Annotated in this window: 19 protein-coding genes; all 19 read right to left on the reverse strand. The window is 39.3% G+C overall.

Annotation, left to right across the window (positions count from 1 at the left end; all coding sequences use genetic code 11):
* Nucleotides 1-94: 94 nt before the first annotated feature.
* The 19 genes from aroA to spoIVA all read right to left on the reverse strand — a co-directional run bounded on the left by aroA (nt 95) and on the right by spoIVA (nt 18,452).
* Entirely contained in the window at nt 95-1,384 is a 1,290-nt protein-coding gene (gene aroA, locus NSQ74_RS18190) for a 3-phosphoshikimate 1-carboxyvinyltransferase (protein ID WP_340825196.1), read from the reverse strand.
* 105 nt (nt 1,385-1,489) lie between these two features.
* Complete coding sequence (locus NSQ74_RS18195) at nt 1,490-2,587, reverse strand: prephenate dehydrogenase (RefSeq protein ID WP_340825198.1); 1,098 nt, start codon at nt 2,585-2,587, stop codon at nt 1,490-1,492.
* Nucleotides 2,584-3,684 (reverse strand): histidinol-phosphate transaminase, encoded by a 1,101-nt coding sequence (gene hisC / locus NSQ74_RS18200; RefSeq protein WP_340825200.1) that lies wholly within the window; start codon nt 3,682-3,684, stop codon nt 2,584-2,586. Before hisC ends, NSQ74_RS18195 begins: the two co-directional genes overlap by 4 nt.
* A gap of 18 nt (nt 3,685-3,702) precedes the next feature.
* Entirely contained in the window at nt 3,703-4,071 is a 369-nt protein-coding gene (gene aroH / locus NSQ74_RS18205; protein WP_340825201.1) for a chorismate mutase, read from the reverse strand.
* Nucleotides 4,068-5,159, reverse strand: coding sequence for a 3-dehydroquinate synthase (gene aroB, locus NSQ74_RS18210; protein ID WP_340825202.1), 1,092 nt, complete (start codon nt 5,157-5,159; stop codon nt 4,068-4,070). The genes aroH and aroB overlap by 4 nt, the downstream gene beginning before the upstream one ends.
* 3 nt (nt 5,160-5,162) lie before the next feature.
* Entirely contained in the window at nt 5,163-6,344 is a 1,182-nt protein-coding gene (aroC, locus tag NSQ74_RS18215) for a chorismate synthase (RefSeq protein WP_340825203.1), read from the reverse strand.
* Between the two features lie 363 nt (nt 6,345-6,707).
* Nucleotides 6,708-7,478: a CheR family methyltransferase gene (locus NSQ74_RS18220; RefSeq protein ID WP_340825204.1), complete on the reverse strand. Its 771-nt coding sequence runs from the start codon at nt 7,476-7,478 to the stop codon at nt 6,708-6,710.
* An 83-nt stretch (nt 7,479-7,561) separates the two neighbouring features.
* A complete protein-coding gene (locus NSQ74_RS18225; protein WP_340825205.1) occupies nt 7,562-7,792 on the reverse strand; it encodes a hypothetical protein in 231 nt (76 codons plus the stop codon).
* A 230-nt stretch (nt 7,793-8,022) separates the two neighbouring features.
* On the reverse strand, nt 8,023-9,648 hold the full coding sequence (locus NSQ74_RS18230) for a long-chain fatty acid--CoA ligase (protein WP_340825206.1): 1,626 nt from the start codon (nt 9,646-9,648) through the stop codon (nt 8,023-8,025).
* 127 nt (nt 9,649-9,775) lie between these two features.
* Entirely contained in the window at nt 9,776-10,543 is a 768-nt protein-coding gene (locus tag NSQ74_RS18235; protein WP_340825207.1) for a 3-hydroxyacyl-CoA dehydrogenase, read from the reverse strand.
* A 14-nt stretch (nt 10,544-10,557) separates the two neighbouring features.
* The gene (locus tag NSQ74_RS18240) at nt 10,558-11,706 is read right to left on the reverse strand and encodes a thiolase family protein (protein WP_340825208.1); all 1,149 of its coding nucleotides are present in this window, start codon (nt 11,704-11,706) and stop codon (nt 10,558-10,560) included.
* Nucleotides 11,707-12,061: 355 nt separating this feature from the next.
* The gene (gene ndk, locus NSQ74_RS18245) at nt 12,062-12,478 is read right to left on the reverse strand and encodes a nucleoside-diphosphate kinase (RefSeq protein WP_340825209.1); all 417 of its coding nucleotides are present in this window, start codon (nt 12,476-12,478) and stop codon (nt 12,062-12,064) included.
* An 86-nt stretch (nt 12,479-12,564) separates the two neighbouring features.
* Nucleotides 12,565-13,539 carry a heptaprenyl diphosphate synthase component II gene (gene hepT / locus NSQ74_RS18250; RefSeq protein WP_340825211.1) on the reverse strand — a complete coding sequence of 325 codons (975 nt, stop codon included), beginning with the start codon at nt 13,537-13,539 and terminating at the stop codon, nt 12,565-12,567.
* Nucleotides 13,540-13,558: 19 nt separating this feature from the next.
* Nucleotides 13,559-14,263 carry a demethylmenaquinone methyltransferase gene (locus NSQ74_RS18255; protein ID WP_340825212.1) on the reverse strand — a complete coding sequence of 235 codons (705 nt, stop codon included), beginning with the start codon at nt 14,261-14,263 and terminating at the stop codon, nt 13,559-13,561.
* Nucleotides 14,264-14,279: 16 nt separating this feature from the next.
* Entirely contained in the window at nt 14,280-15,047 is a 768-nt protein-coding gene (locus tag NSQ74_RS18260) for a heptaprenyl diphosphate synthase component 1 (RefSeq protein WP_340825214.1), read from the reverse strand.
* Between the two features lie 313 nt (nt 15,048-15,360).
* Nucleotides 15,361-15,579: a trp RNA-binding attenuation protein MtrB gene (mtrB, locus tag NSQ74_RS18265; RefSeq protein WP_010858802.1), complete on the reverse strand. Its 219-nt coding sequence runs from the start codon at nt 15,577-15,579 to the stop codon at nt 15,361-15,363.
* Nucleotides 15,580-15,642: 63 nt separating this feature from the next.
* Nucleotides 15,643-16,212, reverse strand: coding sequence for a GTP cyclohydrolase I FolE (gene folE, locus NSQ74_RS18270; RefSeq protein WP_173478452.1), 570 nt, complete (start codon nt 16,210-16,212; stop codon nt 15,643-15,645).
* A gap of 289 nt (nt 16,213-16,501) precedes the next feature.
* A complete protein-coding gene (locus NSQ74_RS18275) occupies nt 16,502-16,774 on the reverse strand; it encodes an HU family DNA-binding protein (protein WP_004232618.1) in 273 nt (90 codons plus the stop codon).
* 199 nt (nt 16,775-16,973) lie between these two features.
* On the reverse strand, nt 16,974-18,452 hold the full coding sequence (gene spoIVA, locus NSQ74_RS18280) for a stage IV sporulation protein A (protein WP_340825215.1): 1,479 nt from the start codon (nt 18,450-18,452) through the stop codon (nt 16,974-16,976).
* Between the last annotated feature and the right edge of the window lie 181 nt (nt 18,453-18,633).

Raw genomic sequence — 18,633 nt, forward strand, 5'->3', positions numbered from 1 at the left:
TCACCTATTCTTTCATGTATATCTTTATGCTACAAAATATTTTCTTTTGAAACAAGAAAAAACTCCCCAAACGGATTGGGGAGTCAAGTGTTGACTATTTCTTCACAGACTCAACATGCTCGAAAAACGACGGATAGGAAACAGCGATGCATTCTGCATCGTCTAATGTCACTGCCCCATCCGTTATTAACGCTGCCACAGCGCCCATCATACCGATACGGTGATCCCCGTATGTTTTCAGGCTTGCCCCATATAATGGCGTTGGTCCTTCGATAATCATACCATCCTCAGTTGCTTCAATATGAGCACCTAGTTTTTTCAGCTCATCCACCACGGCAGTAATGCGATCCGTTTCTTTGACTTTGAGCTCCTCAGCATCCTTGATAATTGTTTTACCGTGAGCCTGTGTTGCTAAAAGTGCAAGAATTGGAATTTCGTCGATTAATCTCGGAATCATATTCCCTTGAATAATAGTTCCGTTTAACGTAGACGTTTCAACAGTAATTGTTGCAGTTGGCTCAGATTGACCGTCTTCATTAGCTACTATTGTTATAGAGGCTCCCATGTTCTGAAGAACTTCTATAATACCGTCACGCGTTGGATTCACCCCAACATTTTCTAAGACAATTTTACTATCATGACAAATTGCACCTGCTACTAAGAAAAATGCTGCTGATGAAATATCGCCTGGCACTGACACATGTGTACCTGAAAGTGTTTGTCCGCCTTCAAAAGTAATTACCCCATCTGCTACAGTTATTTGCGCCCCAAATTGACGTAGCATGCGCTCAGTATGATCACGGGACACCTCTGTTTCACGTACAATTGTTGTACCTTGCGCACGTAAAGCTGCTAGTAAAATAGCTGATTTTACTTGTGCACTAGCAACAGGCATTTGATAGTCAATAGCTTGTAGCTTTGTACCTTGTATGGCAAGTGGTGTATATTGTCCATCCGCACGACCTGTAATGTGAGCACCCATTTGACGTAATGGATCAATCACACGTCGCATCGGACGTTTACCGATAGATGCATCTCCTGTCATCACGCTATGTACATTGGAGCCAGCTAAAATCCCGAGCATTAAGCGTGTTGTTGTACCAGAGTTCCCTGTGTAAAGCACCTCGCTAGGTTCCTGCCAAGCTTCCATACCAGCGCTTTCGATTGTTACATTTGTACCGTCCACATCAATCTTCACACCAAGCTTGCGGAAACAATCAATAGTGCTTAAACAATCTTCACCAAGTAAAAAGCCGTCAACCGTTGTTTTCCCTGTTGCAATCGCCCCAAACATGACAGAACGATGTGAAACAGATTTATCACCAGGGATTGTTAATAGCCCTTGTAAAGATGGTTTATTATATTGTAATACTTTTTCACTCATAATTATCTCTCGCCTCCATATGAAGATAGAAAGCGCCGATATATCGACGCTTTCTTCATTGTATTTAGCCATTCATCGCCTCTTATGAGACGTTAATGCACTAATCTATGAAATATACGTTTCAAAGTTTGCTCGCTTTTGAATACATGCTGCGGCACGTTCACGATCACTTTCACTTTGCAGGCTAATCACAAGAATACCGAAAACATCTTCACGTGATTCTACAATTCGTAAATTTGTAATGCTAATTGCTTCATCTGCTAGTAGGCCTGTTACCTCAGAAATCACCCCTGGATAGTCAGGAACATCTACGTACAAGTCAAACGAAGTAAACATTGCTCCAGCACTAATTGGCAATTCATCACGTAGCTCTTTAGCAATAGCGAAATAACTTTCAATGTCTGCTGAGCTACCATTTAATAGCAGTTCCTTGACACGATCCATTTCAGTTTGCCAGCCTTCAAGCTGTGCTACTAATTCATCACGATTTTGAAGTGTAATATCACGCCACAAAATCGGATTAGAGGATGCAATACGTGTCACATCTCTGAACCCCCCTGCTGCAAGTGAGCGTGTCATTGGGTATTCACCATTTTCCCCGCCTAATTGATGCACAAGAGATGCAGCAATAACATGCGGAAAGTGACTAACTACAGCCGTCATATGATCGTGCTCACGTGCGGATACACTAACAACTTTGGCATGTGTGAATTTTAAAAGGCTTTCTAGCTGAGCCATATTAATAATTTCTTCGCCTGCGAGTGGTGTCAGCATATAATACGCATTTTCGAAAAGATGCGCTTTGGCAGCTAATACACCACTTTTATGAGAGCCTGCCATCGGGTGTCCACCGATAAACGTAATACCAAGCTCACGTAGCTCCCCGGCTTTTTGCATAATCATTTTTTTCGTACTACCTGTATCTGTTACAATAACTTTATTTTTTAACGGCCATGTTTTTAATTGTTCCATCCACTCGAGCGTAGCGTTGACAGGCGTTCCAAAAATAATGATATCTACCTCTGCTGCAACGTCTTTTGGATCTGTCACAATATCATGAACAATGTTTAATGTTTTGGCATGTTCACGGGTTTTTTCATCCATATCATAGCCAATAATTTTAGTTTCAGGTGCCTTTTGTAAAGCAAGAGCAATCGAGCCCCCAATTAAGCCTAAACCAATAACGAGCACTTTGCGTGTCATGCAAAAACCCCTTGTTCTTTTAACACTTCTTCAAGATGCTCTAATAATGCTGCATTTTGTGCTTCCGTACCAATTGTTACACGGATAAAACCTGGCGCACCTAGAGCATTACCGCTACGAATAATAAAACCACGCTTCATAAGCTCTTGGAAAACAACATCACTATCAGCATTCGTGTTAAAGAAAATAAAGTTTGTATCAGATGGGTAGTATTTCAAATTATGCTTTTCACAAAAATCAACGTATTGTTTTTTACCTATTTCATTTGCTGCACAGCAAGTTTTTAAAAAGTCTTGATCACTTAATGCAATCGCCGCTACAGCTTGACTTAAAATTGTATTATTGAACGGTGCACGTACTGGATCCAGTTTTGAAATGACTTCTGGTTGACCAATTGCATAGCCTACTCGGAATGCGGCAAGACCGTATGCTTTAGAAAATGTGCGCATTAATATCACATTTGGATACTCATCAATTAAAGGTAGCGTTTCTTTATGACCTGGATGCGTCACATATTCGATATACGCTTCATCTAAAACTACAAGCACATCGCTTGGTACTTTCGCTAAAAATGCACGTAAATCTGTATCTGCAATGACTACACCTGTTGGATTATTCGGACTACATACCCACACAATAGAAGTATGTTCATCAATAGCTGCTGCCATTGCGTCTAAGTCGTGTGCACCTTCAATACAAGGAATTTTACGAACTTCCGCACCTTCAATTTCAGCATTATGAATGTATTGTGAGAATGATGGATCTGCCATGACTGTATTCACACCTGGATACAACAGAGCACGAGTAAGAATTGCAATTATATCATCTGAACCATTTCCAAAAAGAAGCTGTGTTTCTTTGACACCAACATGTTTTGCCACAGCTGAACGTAAATTTTGTGCATAGCCGTCTGGATAGATTGCATAGTTTACTGCACTATTTTGTAAATATGCTGTTACCTTAGGTGAGCAACCAAATGGGTTTTCATTTGATGCTAACTTTACGACTTCTTGTAAGCCAAATTCACGTTGTACTTCTTCAATTGGTTTACCTGGCTTATATGCTTGCATACCGTCCAATTGTTGTTTCCATTTCATCTCAAACATCTCCTCTTATTATTTAGCTTGGGCTAAATCTGGTCTTAATTTCACAGCATCATTTAAATAAATATGCTGAACATCTTTTTGTGCCATTTCCACATTCGCATGGATTAAAACACGAATACATAATGGCAGGGCATCTGGCACATCCATTTCATGCATACACATAACAGGCACATACTGCCAGCCGTCCATTAACCTTACAGCACGTGCTGGAAACGCCGATGTAATATCTGGTGTCGTTGAAATAACGATTGATGCAATATCTTCTATCTCCACATGATTTGCTGCCACAACCTCACGCACTAATCTCGCTGTCTCATCCCATACAAGCTCTGGCTTGTCCAATTCAATTGTAATTGCACCTCTAAGTCCACGAATCATACAAGCACCTCCGCTAATAGCTGTCGGAATTCAGCATCTACCTCTTTGCATTCTGCTAACTCAATTGGTCGCACAAAAGGCTTCCCAATTTCTTCGAGTAACACAAATTGTAGGACACCGTATTCCGCTTTTTTATCTTTTAATAAATAGTCTGTTAATTGTTCAAATGTATAATCATTCACCGCATCAAAAGGATAGCCATTATTCAGCGCAAAACGTAAAAATGCTGTTGTGAATTCACGATTCAACTTACCATATCGTTCACTTAATAATAGACAATACACAAGACCAATCATCACCGCTTCACCATGTGCAACTTTACCATAACCCGCAGCTGCTTCTATTGCATGGCCATATGTATGACCCAAATTTAAATATTTGCGCACTGACTGCTCTGTTTCATCTTCAGATACAATTTTCGCCTTTACTTCAATGCCAGCTTTTAAATGTTTGGCCAATTCAGATGTACTAAAATGGATAACTGAATCTGCAGCCATTAGCTCTTGAAGCCAAATGGCATTTGATATCATCGCATGCTTAATGACCTCTGCTGTACCTGAACGCACTTCACGCTCAGGTAAGCTTTCTGTAAAGACCGTATCATAAATTACCCCTTCTGGTTGATAGAAAGCACCAATCATATTTTTGCCTAGTGGATGGTTAATAGCTGTTTTACCGCCTACTGCTGAGTCATGCGCTAAAATCGTCGTTGGTATTTGGATAAAGGGCACTCCACGCATATATGTAGCTGCAACAAAGCCTGTTAAATCTCCAACTGCGCCTCCACCAAATGCAAAAATAAATGATTTACGTGAACATTTTTGTTCAAGCAAGAAAGTTTGTGCTGCATTGTATTGTTCAAATGTTTTACAAGCCTCACCACCTGGTAGCACAAATACCTCAAACGCATATGGGAAATTCCCCTTGAAATATTCCCCTTGGGCTGCCCACACATTGGCATCTGTAAAAACAATAAGCTTATCTGCTTTTTGCAGTTTATCATCAAATGTTTTCACTGCTTCGGCTAAAAAATTATGCCCAAGCACTACCTCATATTGATGTGATTTTGTTGCTACTGGTACACGCATATATTAAAACTCCTTTGCGTAACGGCGTTGTTCTTCAATTTGTGCTTTTAATTGTGGTAGTTGGTCTCCATGAAATTGGTCCATAATTGCGTTGGCAATTTCCCAGGCAATAACATGTTCAGCTACGACTGAAGCTGCTGGTACTGCACAGCTGTCTGAACGTTCTACGCTTGCTTTAAACGGTTCTTTTGTCTCTATATCAATACTTTGCAATGGTTTATATAATGTTGGAATTGGCTTCATAACACCTCGAACAACTATCGGCATGCCTGTAGACATTCCGCCTTCTAAGCCGCCAAGGCGATTCGTAGCACGAGTATAGCCATGCTCTTGGGACCAAATGATTTCGTCATGTACTTCTGAACCTTTACGGCGAGCCATTTCAAAACCAATACCAAATTCAACACCTTTAAAAGCATTAATAGACAACATTGCTGCTGCTAATTTTGCATCTAGTTTACGGTCGTAATGAACATAAGATCCAATACCAGCTGGCATACCTTCAACGATTACTTCAACAACACCGCCAATAGAATCGCCTGCTTTTTTCGCTTCATCGATTGCCTCAACCATTTTTGCTGAAGCAACAGGATCTACACAGTAGCAAGGATCTGCTTCGACGATTGTGCGAATTTCATCTACAGTCTTTCCTTCAATTACAGACGTGTCTGCTTTAATGCCTACGATTTCCGTTACATGTGACACAATTGAAATACCTAGCTCATTTAATAATGCTTTCGCAACAGCCCCAACTGCAACACGGACAGTCGTTTCACGCGCAGAAGAACGTTCTAAAACATTTCGTAAATCTCGATGGCCATATTTCATGCCTCCTACTAAATCAGCATGTCCTGGACGTGGACGTGAAATTTGACGTTTAATATCATCAGGATTAACATCATCTGCTAATGGTTCCGCGCCCATAATTTTCGTCCAATGCTTCCAGTCATCATTTGTGACAACTAACGCGACAGGAGAGCCAAGTGTTTGTCCGTGGCGAACACCACCTACTATTTCTACTGTATCCGTTTCGATTTGCATACGACGACCACGGCCATGACCTCCTTGGCGACGTTTTAAATCATGGTTAATTTTTTCTGCTGTAATTGGTAAAAGTGACGGTAAACCCTCAATTATTGTAGTTAATTGCGGTCCGTGTGATTCTCCTGCTGTTAAGTAACGCATAAACGCTTTCTCCCTTCAACTCGCTAAAGTATGTATTTTTCACTATAACATATATTCTCTAAAAAAACAGTCCTTTTGCAAATGTCATAGCACGTATTCATAAATCAATAAAGATAGACAGCATAGCATTATATGCGAATATTCTGAACGATTTATTTAAAAAAAGAGGTTTTTTTAACTAGCTTAAGTGCCACACAATAAGTCCAAGATTTTTTAACGTGAAACCGATTTACTTTAATAAAAAATACGCTTTTTGCTTATGCAAGCGAAAAGCGTACGGTCATCTATGTCTAGTGTCTTGGCAATTTATGTACGTGACAGTCATCTTATTTACTGTACGAAAGCTTTTCATCATTTAATTAATTATTTTTTTCGATAGAAGAATGTATCCTCTACTTCAAATTCGTAACGAGATGGATTAAAAATTTGCTCCGTTGATCCTACAAATAATATGCCATCTTGTCGTAATGCTTTACTGAAGTTCGCATATATTTGATCCTTTGCTTCTTCCGTAAAGTATATCATAACATTTCTACATACGATTAGATCATAATGAGAATCGTAATGATCGTTAAGCAGATTATGCTTTTTAAATGTGACACAGCGCTTAATTTCATCTTTAACTCGGTAGAAGTTTCCTTCTTGCTCAAAATACTTTGCTTGAATATCTTTTGGCACCTCTGCTAAAGAACGCTCCGGATAAACACCTAGCTTTGCCTTTTGAATTACATTTTCATCTAAATCAGTGGCGATTATTTGAATTTGCGATAATGGTACTAATTGCGATAATACCATTGCTAATGAATATGGCTCTTCTCCAGTTGAACATGCAGCACTCCAAATTTTCAAACGCTTGTTGGATTGTAGTAACTTCGGGAAAATTTTCTTTTGTAATACTTCCCAGCGCTTTCCATTTCGATAAAACTCAGACACATTAATCGTCATTCGATCTAAAAACTCATTCATCAAATCACGATCTTGCTCGAGTGCTTTTAGAAAATCAACAAAATTACGATATCCCTTTTTCTCGTAGAGTGAGGTCAATCGTCTTTTCATTTGCGCTTCTTTATATAACGCTAAATCAATTCCAGTTTTGCGCTTAATACCTTCAACAAATTGTTCATAATCAGACATACAGTCATCTTCCCCTCTAGCGTCGTATTTCCATTATAGCGGAAAAATGCCTTTACTGAAATAGTCTTTCCTTGTATTCAATGTTACTTTGTCGTATTTTTCTTTTCTTCTAGTAGTAGCACTTTCGAATGTTCTAATTCTAGTCGTAATTTTTCTGTTTCTTTTGTATATGATTCCAATCTTAGCTTTTCTAATTCAACTTCTTGTTCAATTGTTTTTAATTTTAATTTTTGCCCTTTTGTACGTGCATCGGTAAATATTCCAGCTAAAGCGACCATAATGCCGCCAATAATAGCAACAATAGCAATTTCCATTTTTTCTCTTCCCCCTATCTATATAGATTATACGATAAAACTAAAAAATAGTTTCCTTTTTTGAAAGTTCTTCAATCAATTCTCTTTTTAATGGGAGAATGCTCGCTTTTCAGTACAGAAATCGCAACCATCCGTTCCAAAAACGAAAAGAAGGCATCGAGTTTTCACTTCTTGATGCCTTCTATCGCTACTCTAAAATGAAGACGGTCAATTTACGCTTTCATTGATAGTTAAATTTCTACACGATAGTCTTTTAAATTTTCCCTTAGCTTTGCTTTCATAAATTTTCCGACAGATGTTTTCGGTACTTCATCTAAAAAGACTACATCATCAGGAATCCATGTTTTATGGAACTGTGACCGCAAACTGTCCAACAGCTCCTCCTTTGTAATCGAGTCTTTATGCTCAGGTTTCAGAACAACACATGCCAATGGTCGTTCCAGCCACTTTTCATGTGGTATTGCCACCACTGCCGCTTCAAATACTTTCGGATGTGACATCAAAGCATTTTCAAGCTCCACTGACGAAATCCATTCGCCACCACTCTTAATTAAATCTTTTGTACGATCTGTAATTTTAATATATCCATCAGGCGTCATAACCGCAATATCTCCTGTGTATAACCAACCATCTTTAAAGGCTTCTGTTGTGCGCTCATCCTTATAATACTCATTAGCAATCCAAGGGCCTCTTAATGTAATTTCGCCCATTGTCTTGCCATCCCAAGGTACCTCACCATGTTCATTTACAATGCGCATATCAAGAAGAGGTACCGTTATCCCTTGCGTTGTTCGAACGTGCATTTTTTCGTCTGTCGTATAGTTTTGCATGTGTGATAAGTATGTTGATAAGCTAACAAGCGGTGATGTCTCTGTCATACCGTAGCCTGTATAATACGGAATGTTTTGCTCCTCCTCAAAGCTGCGCACAAGACCAATTGGAGATGCAGAACCTCCACAAATAATCGAACGTAAGGAAGATAAATCTCGTGGCTGTTGGAGTTGTTCTTGTAAAACGCCTAACCAAATAGTTGGAACCCCCGCTGTCAACGTTACTTTGTACTGCTCAAACAAATCGAGTAATAGCTGTGGCGTAAACATCGGTCCTGGTAATACTTGCGTCGCTCCAAATAACACACTAGCAAACGGTAAGCCCCAGGCATTGGCATGAAACATTGGTACGACTGGTAACACTACATCGCGCTCGCATATTGCTATGCTATCAGAAAGTCCCGCTGTAATACTATGAAGGACTATACTGCGATGTGTATAGACAACCCCCTTTGGCATGCCTGTTGTTGCACTCGTATAACACATACCAGCTGGTGCATTTTCATCAATATCATCTGGGAAGACAAAATCATCATTTGCCACTGCAAGAAGTTCTTCATAGGAAAGAGCATTCGGTAATGGCGAATTTTCTAACTCAACATCATCCCCCATGATAATAAAATGCTTCACCGTTTTAAGCTGTGACACAATGGGTGCAATGACAGGCACTAAATTTTCATCAATGAGTAAAATATCATCTTCTGCATGATTAATTACATACACGATATGTTCAGGCGCTAGTCGAATATTTATCATATGCAGCACAGCCCCTGCACACGGTACAGCAAAATATGCCTCTAAATGGCGATGATGATTCCAAGCAAAAGTACCAACTTTTACACCACGATCCATACCAAGTGTCGTAAGAGCATCCGCTAATTTACGGGTACGCTTGGCAAACTCTTTATAGGTAAACTCATGAATTGTTGTAGCGCTAGTACGCGAATATATTTTCTTCGCATGAAAATATCGCTCAGCTCGATTTAAAAAACTTGTTAATAGTAAAGGTGTATCCATCATATGCATAATATCGCTCCCTTTCGTTTTCACATTTTATTTGCTTTAACACCAAAGCCGACTGCTGCTACAAAAAAGATATTTACATTTAAGAATGAATCCATTTACTTCACAAGCACTAAAAACTTTTTAAACATTATTTTGGCTGCATTCGTATCGCACCATCAAGGCGAATAACCTCACCGTTGAGCATGACATTATGAATAATACTTTCCACAAGCATCGCATACTCAGATGGTTTTCCAAGACGTTTGGGGAATGGCGTCATACTAGCTAGTGCCGTGCGAGCTGGCTCTGCTAATGACGCAAACATCGGCGTTTCGATTAACCCTGGCGCAATGGTCATTACGCGTATTCCCAAATCTGCAAGCTCACGTGCAATCGGCAATGTCATTGCAGCAACTCCGCCCTTTGAAGCGCTATAAGCTGCTTGTCCAATTTGACCATCGAAAGCGGCAACCGATGCTGTATTAATAATAACGCCTCGTTGTCCATCTTCGTCGGGCTCGTTTTGCTGCATTTTTTCGGCTGCAAGTCGAATGACATTAAATGTGCCTATTAAATTAACTGAAATTACTTTAGAAAATAGCTCAAGTGCATGTACTCCACGTTTTGAAATCACTTTACTTGCATCAGCAATCCCCGCACAGTTAACCGCCACATTAATTCGACCAAATGTTGCGATAGCATGCTCCAGCCCAGCAGCTACATCTGCCTCCTGTGTCACATCAACGCGGGCGTAGCGAACACTTTCGCCTAATTCCTGCGTGATTTTATGCCCTCTTTCATCATTAACATCGAAAATGACCGCTTTGCCGCCTTCGTTAACAATTTTTCGTACAGTCGCTTCTCCTAAGCCTGATGCACCACCTGTTACAATCGCGACAACGTCATGACATTTCATAGAACCCAACCCCTTTACATTTTTTCAATAATTGTGGCATTGGCCATCCCCATACCTTCGCAAATAGCGAGTAGGCCATAGCGTAAGTTTTCACGTTGCATCCGATATAACATCGTCGTTAACAACTTTGTACCAGTAGCACCTAGTGGGTGTCCTAAAGCAATTGCTCCGCCATCTGGATTTAGCTTTGCTTGGTCTGCACCAATTTCATGTAACCAAGCAAGAGGAACAGGGGCAAAAGCTTCATTCACCTCATACGTATCAATGTCTTCAATTGACAGTCCTGAGCGTTTTAAGGCTTGTCTCGTAGCCTCGATTGGGCCCGTAAGCATAAGCGTTGGATCTGACCCTATTACAACGCGTGTCACTATTTTTGCAAGCGGTTGAATACCTAGCTCCTGTGCTTTTGCTAACGACATTAGCACGACAGCGGATGCACCGTCACTCATTTGACTTGCATTGCCAGCTGTAATAACTCCGTGCTCTTGAAAAACTGTTTTCAAGTCATGTAATCGTTCGATGGTCGTATCTGCGCGAGGTCCTTCATCGACTTCAAATGTAGTAACGGTTCCATCCTCTTGTGTTATATGGACAGGCATAATTTCCTGTTGAAAATGGCCTGTCTCTATCGCTGCTAATGCTCGTCTATGGCTTTCATAAGCAAAGTTATTCAATATGTCCTTTGAAAACTGCCATTTTGCAGCCATTTTTTCAGCTGATAGCCCTTGATGAATAATATGATAATTTTCTTGTAAGCGTTTTCCTTTATGGGCAGTTTGCATATTTGAAAACATTGGCACCCTTGTCATACTTTCAACACCACCAGCAATCACCACATCCATATCCCCTGCTAAAATAGCTTGTGCTCCAAAATGGACAGCTTGCTGGCTAGAACCGCATTGTCGATCAATCGTTACACCTGGAACCTTCTCTGGGAAACCTGCCATTAATAAAGCTGTACGTGCAATATTTGCACCTTGTTCACCTGTTTGTGTAACACAACCAAAAATAACATCCTCTACTTGTCCTTTGTCGATACCTGCTCGCTTAATAACTTCCTGTAGTACATCTGCTGCTAAGTCATCTGCACGTACATCTTTTAAAGCGCCTTTGCTTCGCCCTACCGCTGTACGAACAGCTGCTACAATCACTACTTCTCTCATATAAATCCCCCTTTTCTAAAACGATTCTGTCATACCCCTTAATTCATTTACGTTTAAGTTTATTTGCTTAGTAGAAAATATATACCGCTTTATGAAACTATTTACTAGTTACGAATTATCTGAATATTATATCATTTATTTTACATGACGAAGTCGTTATTAACAATTCTTTATGTATTTAAATAGAGTAGATTAAACTAAAGGCGAAGTCCTTCTTCAGTAACCAAGATTCGTCATTTTACACCCCCACGAATGGCAAAGTGATAACACTTACTGCTTACTGTTTTAAAATTATTTTAAGCAATAAAAAAAGAGCGACTCCAAGTTAATGGATATCGCTCTATATTTTATAAAATTAAACTAAATCTTCACCGAAAAATAAGCCAATTTCACGCTCTGCAGATGCAAGAGAGTCAGAACCGTGGATGATGTTGTGAGAAACAGTTGTTGCGTAGTCACCACGGATTGTACCTGGGTTAGATTCTTCTGGTTTAGTAGCACCCATCATTGTACGAGCAAGTTTAATTACGTTTTCGCCTTCCCATACCATAGCGAATACTGGACCAGAAGTGATGAAGTCTACTAATTCACCGAAGAATGGACGTTCAGCATGCTCAGCATAGTGTTTTTCTGCTAATTCTTGAGGGATTACCATTAATTTAGCGCCTTTTAATAAGAAACCGCGACGTTCAAAACGATCAACGATATCTCCTACTACTTGTCGTTCTACGCCATCAGGTTTAACCATTAAAAAAGTTTGTTCGATTGCCATGTTTAAAACACTCCTTAAATTCGTCTAACAGGTTTTACACCTACCGATAAATATTAACAAAAAATGAGCTTTAGCACAACAAAAAGCTAGAATTTACGCTTGCCCATAAACAAAGCGATGTCACGAAGCTTTTTCTTAATTGGATGTTTTGGTAAAGCATCTATTTCTTGTAAAGCTTTTTTTAAATACTTGTCGCTCATTTTATTAGCTTGTGTAATCGCATCAGATTTACGCACATATTGCAACATTTTTTGGCGCTCGGGCTCTGTTAATGTTCCCGCAAACACTTTTGCTAAATAAGGCTGCATCTGTTCATCATCTTTTAATAACAAAATCGGTAAAGTAATATTCCCTTGTAATAAGTCACTACCTGCTGGCTTCCCTAATTCTTTATCTGTCGCCATAATATCTAATACATCATCGATTATTTGAAAGCTCATGCCCACAAAGTAACCAAAGCGTTTCAAATGGCTTACAGTTTTGGCATCTACACCTGCTGCGACTGCACCAATCTCACAGCTAGAAGAAATAAGTAATGCCGTTTTACGTTTAATACGTCTGAAATAATCCTTTAAGCCCTGATCCAATCTAAACTTGTCTTCGATTTGAATAACTTCACCGTTACAAATTTCCACCATTGTTCGTGCCAAAATTTGATGAACAAGTGGGTCCTCGATTTTTGTGATGTATTCAAGTGCACGCGCAAAAATAAAATCGCCCGTGTACATTGCTACTCTGTTATTCCATTGGGATTTGACAGTTGGACGTCCTCGTCGCATATCGGAATCATCAATCACATCATCATGCACTAGCGACGCCATGTGAATGAGCTCTAAAGGCACAGCCACATTTTTCATCTTTTCGATATCATAATCGCCAAATTTTGCGCCAAGCAACACAAAAATTGGTCGGATTCGTTTGCCACCAGCTTGTAATAAATGGAGAGAAGCATCGTTAATTAAATGCGAAGACGAATTCACCGCTTTTTCTAATTCTTGTTCGATGATATCAATATCTGACTTCAAATCGGAATAGAGTAGTTTTAACTTCATCTTTTCCACGCTTGAAAACCTTCCCCCATTAACGTATCTTTTTAAAGCCCATATGCATTGCCGCAGCACCGCCACTGTATGCTTTGTACGTTACTTTTTCTAAACCTGCCTGTTCAAACATTGCCGCTAGCTTTTTCATACCTGGGAAATTATTTGCCGATTCCTGTAACCAGGAATATTCTTTATAGCTTTTCGCAAAAATTTTACCAAATATCGGCATGATAAATTTAAAATAAAAACGGAATAGTTGTCGATAGCCAGGAATTTCTGATTGCGACGTTTCTAAACATACAACCATGCCACCAGGTTTTACGACGCGATGCATTTCTTTTAACACTTGCAAATAATCAGGAACATTACGTAGACCAAAACCAATCGTCACATAGTCAAATGTATCGTCTGGGAAAGGCAATTCCATAGCATTCCCTTGTATAAGCTCAATTTGCGGATAAGGCGTTATTTTTTGTTCGCCCACTTTCAGCATGTTTTTACTGAAATCCAATCCCTTTACTTCGCCACTTTCTCCAACTGCCTCAGCTAACGCAATTGTCCAGTCAGCTGTTCCACAACAAACATCCAGCGCTTTCGATCCAGGCTTGACAGCCATACGCTTCATCGTATCGTTACGCCAGCCAACATGCATTTGGAAGCTAATAACGCCATTCAATTTATCATAGTTTTCCGAAATACTTTCAAATACTTCGTGAACGTGCTCTTCTTTCGATTTAGCCATTTTAGTAAAACCTCTCTTATCCGTTTGTAGAAGCAATAGATGCCTCTACACGTGCTTGTAGAGCTTGTTTCACATCACTTTGTAAAAATGATGCTTGGTCTATCACCTGCAACAGCTCTGTTTTTAAGCGGGCAATTTTATCTTGTAAGACGCCATTGAAGGTCGTGCCTGCCTGTAATGCACTTTGTTCAAGCGCTTTACACATTAAAGATTTTTGTCCACGCTGATACATAGCCCATTCTCTTTCTAATCGTAACAATAATAAACTCTTTTCCATTAATGGAATATAATGATGCAATGCATAAAGCTCAAAAAACTTTGCAATTAAACCTGATTCAATATTGCTTATTGAAGAACACCATTGTTCAAATGTACGCTGTTCTGCCTCATATACTTTGATTTGATGTTCGCAGCGTGTCACGATTCCTTGTGACAAATTCCGAATCAATGCGACATTTCCTGACATTGCTAAAATTTCATAATATCGTCCACTATAAAAATCCCCAGCTAAAACGGTTAGCTGCTGTTCTTTTGAAGTGGCATCTAGTTCTTTAATATGATCATGTGCCGCTAGAGCTGCATATACAATTCCAACAGTTATTGCAGCTTCCCTTTGCTCTTGTTGCCACTCTTCGCCATTCAAAAAGGGAACTAACAAGTAAAACAGTTGATTTTCATCGAGCACAGGGACTCCTGTGTATTTTTGCAAAGTTCTATGACGAACATCCATGAAAATCTCTGTTTTTAACTGTGCAATTGAATTTTGAATGTATGTTGCATTCATAGACCTTACTCCATTTCACTTTCAAATACGTTAATCATCTATATGACTTAACGTTTGCTCACTGAGTCATTATAGCATAAGCATCGTTTCGGAATAAAAAGTTTTTACTTTCACCAACATGAACGGGCAGTAGAATTCCACCATAGAAATGCTCAGAAAAAATTGGTAGGAAATCTACTTGCCCGTAAAAACCAGTTTCAAGAACACATACTTATTGTTCTCGTATGTGTCATGCATCCGTGCACAATATAACTAACAATCATCGGCACTGTATATGGACCTTACCGATAAAAGCTACAATACAATACCTACGTTACTTTTTTCCTTCACTTTGGATAACACCATGTGCTGTATGGATTTGCGCTTTGCCACGAATTTTCATGGCAGATGTGTGCTCAGTAAATTGAGCAATCATGACTTCCCCTGCATCTAATTTTTCAGAATGATGGAATTTCGTATCCGTACCACGTGTTAAGCCTATTACATGTACGCCATCTTCTTCTGCCTGAATTACTATATAATCTTGCGCCATTGTCTGTACACTCCTTAAATCCGACAAATTCTTAGTCCATCATAACATAATTAGACAAGCAGTTTAAGACATTTGAATAAATGACAAGACTTCTCTACGTTTTACCTCATCTTGTTCATAAATGCCTCGTGCCACAGATGTAACGGTTTTAGATCCTGGTTTTTTCAGACCACGCATTGTCATGCACATATGCTCTGCCTCGATTACAACATAAACACCTTTTGGAGACAGCATTTCCATAATCGTATCCGCTACTGATGAAGTAATACGTTCTTGTAATTGTGGACGACGTGCAATTGTTTCAACCGCGCGACCTAATTTACTTAGTCCCGCTACAATGCCATCGTTTGGTATGTAAGCCACATGTGCTTTGCCATAAAACGGCACTAAATGATGCTCACACATTGAATAAAATGGGATATCCTTTACAAGCACTAATTCTTCATGATCCTCATGGAAAACAGTTTTAAAATAATCTTTTGCATCTTCATGTAAGCCACTAAACATTTCAGCATACATTTTAGCAACACGTTTCGGCGTATCAAGCAATCCTTCACGATTAACATCCTCGCCTACAGCTTCTAAAATCATTTTTACTGCTTCTTCTATTTTCAATAAATCAACATTCGACATTCGTAAAAACCCTCCTGCGTATCAAAGCATTACACATTTCCCTATGCATCGTAGCATATCCAAAAGTTAAGCGCAAAACGACTTACCTGATTTAAAAGAAATTCAACATATCTTCTTAAAGTTTTCGTTCTTCTTGCTATGTATACAGTAAAAAACAAAGTCATCTTGTGACTAAAATTTTGTATTTTATAGAATTACTGCCATTCATTATATTTAATAAATAAGTTAAAAAGAGCAGCCTTCATGCTCGTTTACATGAAGACTGCTCTATGTAACTACTAGACGTGTATTATTTTACAGCATCTTTAAGCGCTTTACCTGGTTTGAAAGCAGGTACCTTGCTAGCAGCGATTTCGATTTCTTTACCAGTTTGTGGGTTACGACCTTTACGAGCCGCACGTTCACGTACTTCAAAGTTACCAAAACCAATTAATTGTACTTTGTCACCCTTTGCAAGAGCATCTTGAATTGTATCAAATACAGCTTCAACTGCTTTAGAAGCGTCTTTTTTAGAAAGACCTGCAGCTTCAGCAACAGAGTTTACTAATTCTGTTTTATTCACACCATTCACCTCCTCTCAAAGGGTCATGAACCAATTCTGTAAAAAGAGTAACACATAGGAAACCGCGACGCAACTGTATTCATTCATGATTATAACCAAAATATGCGTTTTTCACCCAAAAAATAAAAATAACAGGACTTTTCGCATAAAAACGAATAGCCCTGCACTATTTTTTTGCTCTCTAATTTCCATTTTATCTCTATAAAATAAAAGTAACCAATCCTCTGTCGCCTTCATTAACCATACGCTCAATTGTTTGACGCATACGTTTTTTAGCTGTAGTAGGCACTGCACTCATTTTGTAGCGAATTCCTTCTTTTAACACTTCATGCAATGGTGTACCAAAAAGTTGTGTTTGCCAAAGTGCATCACGATCATGTAAATAAGCATGATTTAAATCTTTCAGAAGTTGCTGACTGTGGAATTCAGAGCCAATAAGTGGAGCAAATTCTGATTCCATATCAACTCGAATAATATGATAGGATGGCGCTGTTGCCTTCATACGAACTCCATAGAAATTATTTTGCTTAATAAGTTCTGGAGCAGTTGGTTCGAACTCTTGCATCATTGGTAAAGTCACACCATATCCACTATTATCCGCTTCAGTTATTGCATCTTTAAAGCGTTTTTGTGCTTCTTTTGCTTCAGCAGCCTCTTTAATAAATAGCAACCAATCACGCTTTGATTCAATTGGTTCATCTAACCATTCATTACAAACTGCCTTATACAATTCTCCTTGTAATGACACTCGAATGACGGCTGTACCGATTCCCGAATCTACATGAATCACTTCACTTTGATCAATAAAATCAATCTCTTTAAATGCATCAGAAGCTTGTTGCACGTCTCGAATCTTCATGACAGATGACAGTACTTCTTCCATCGAATCAATTAATGCCACGTTTAGAGGATGTGTAGCATCTAGTACATCAAGCCAATCTGGTTTCTCAACCTCAATCGTCCGAATTGGAAACTCAAATAACGCCTCTTGCAAAATATATTGAATATCAGTAGCACGCATTTGATCGATTGAAATCGCAATTACTGGAACGTTATAACGTTCAAACAGCTCATTTCGAAGCTGTACTGTTTCTTCTCGTGCTGGCATTTGACAATTTAACACGATAACAAAAGGTTTTCCAATTTCCTTTAATTGTGCAACAATTTCTTCTTCCGCTTTTTCTGCGGCACGACGGCTAATACCATTTACAGTTCCATCAGTTGTTACAACAATACCGATATTAGCATGATCTCGAATCACTTTATCCGTGCCAATTTTCGCCGCTTCTTGGAAAGGAATTGGCTCTGTATGCCAAGGTGTATGCACAAATTTCGGACCATTCTCATCCTCATAGCCCTTTGTACCATCAATGACATAACCTACGCAATCAGCTAAACGAATTTGGAATGTCATTTCATCTTCGCCGACCGCTATACGTGTCGCTTGAGCAGGCACAAACTTCGGCTCAGCAGTCATGATTACTGGGCCTGGCGAGCTTTGTGGCAGCTCGTCCTGTGCTCGCATTCTTTCTGTATCATCCACAATATTCGGTAACACTACAGCTTCCATTACTTTTTTTACAAATGTTGATTTACCTACACGAACTGGACCTACAACACCAATATAAACATCGCCATTTGTGCGCTCTGCAATTTCTTTAAATACTGCTTCACTCAAGGTTTCTGCCTCCTTTATCTACGCTTTTTCACTATATGCATCCACGAAGATAAATATGAAAAGCTCCTTAGTAGCAATATGAATAGAATTTATATTTCCGTTGAAAAATTGATTCCGCGGAGCAAGGTAGTTTTTCCGCGGAGCAAGGTAGTTTTTCCGCGGAATCAGGTAGTAATTCCGC

It is taken from the genome of Lysinibacillus sp. FSL W8-0992, assembly GCF_038008685.1.
Classification (GTDB): Bacteria; Bacillota; Bacilli; order Bacillales_A; family Planococcaceae; genus Lysinibacillus.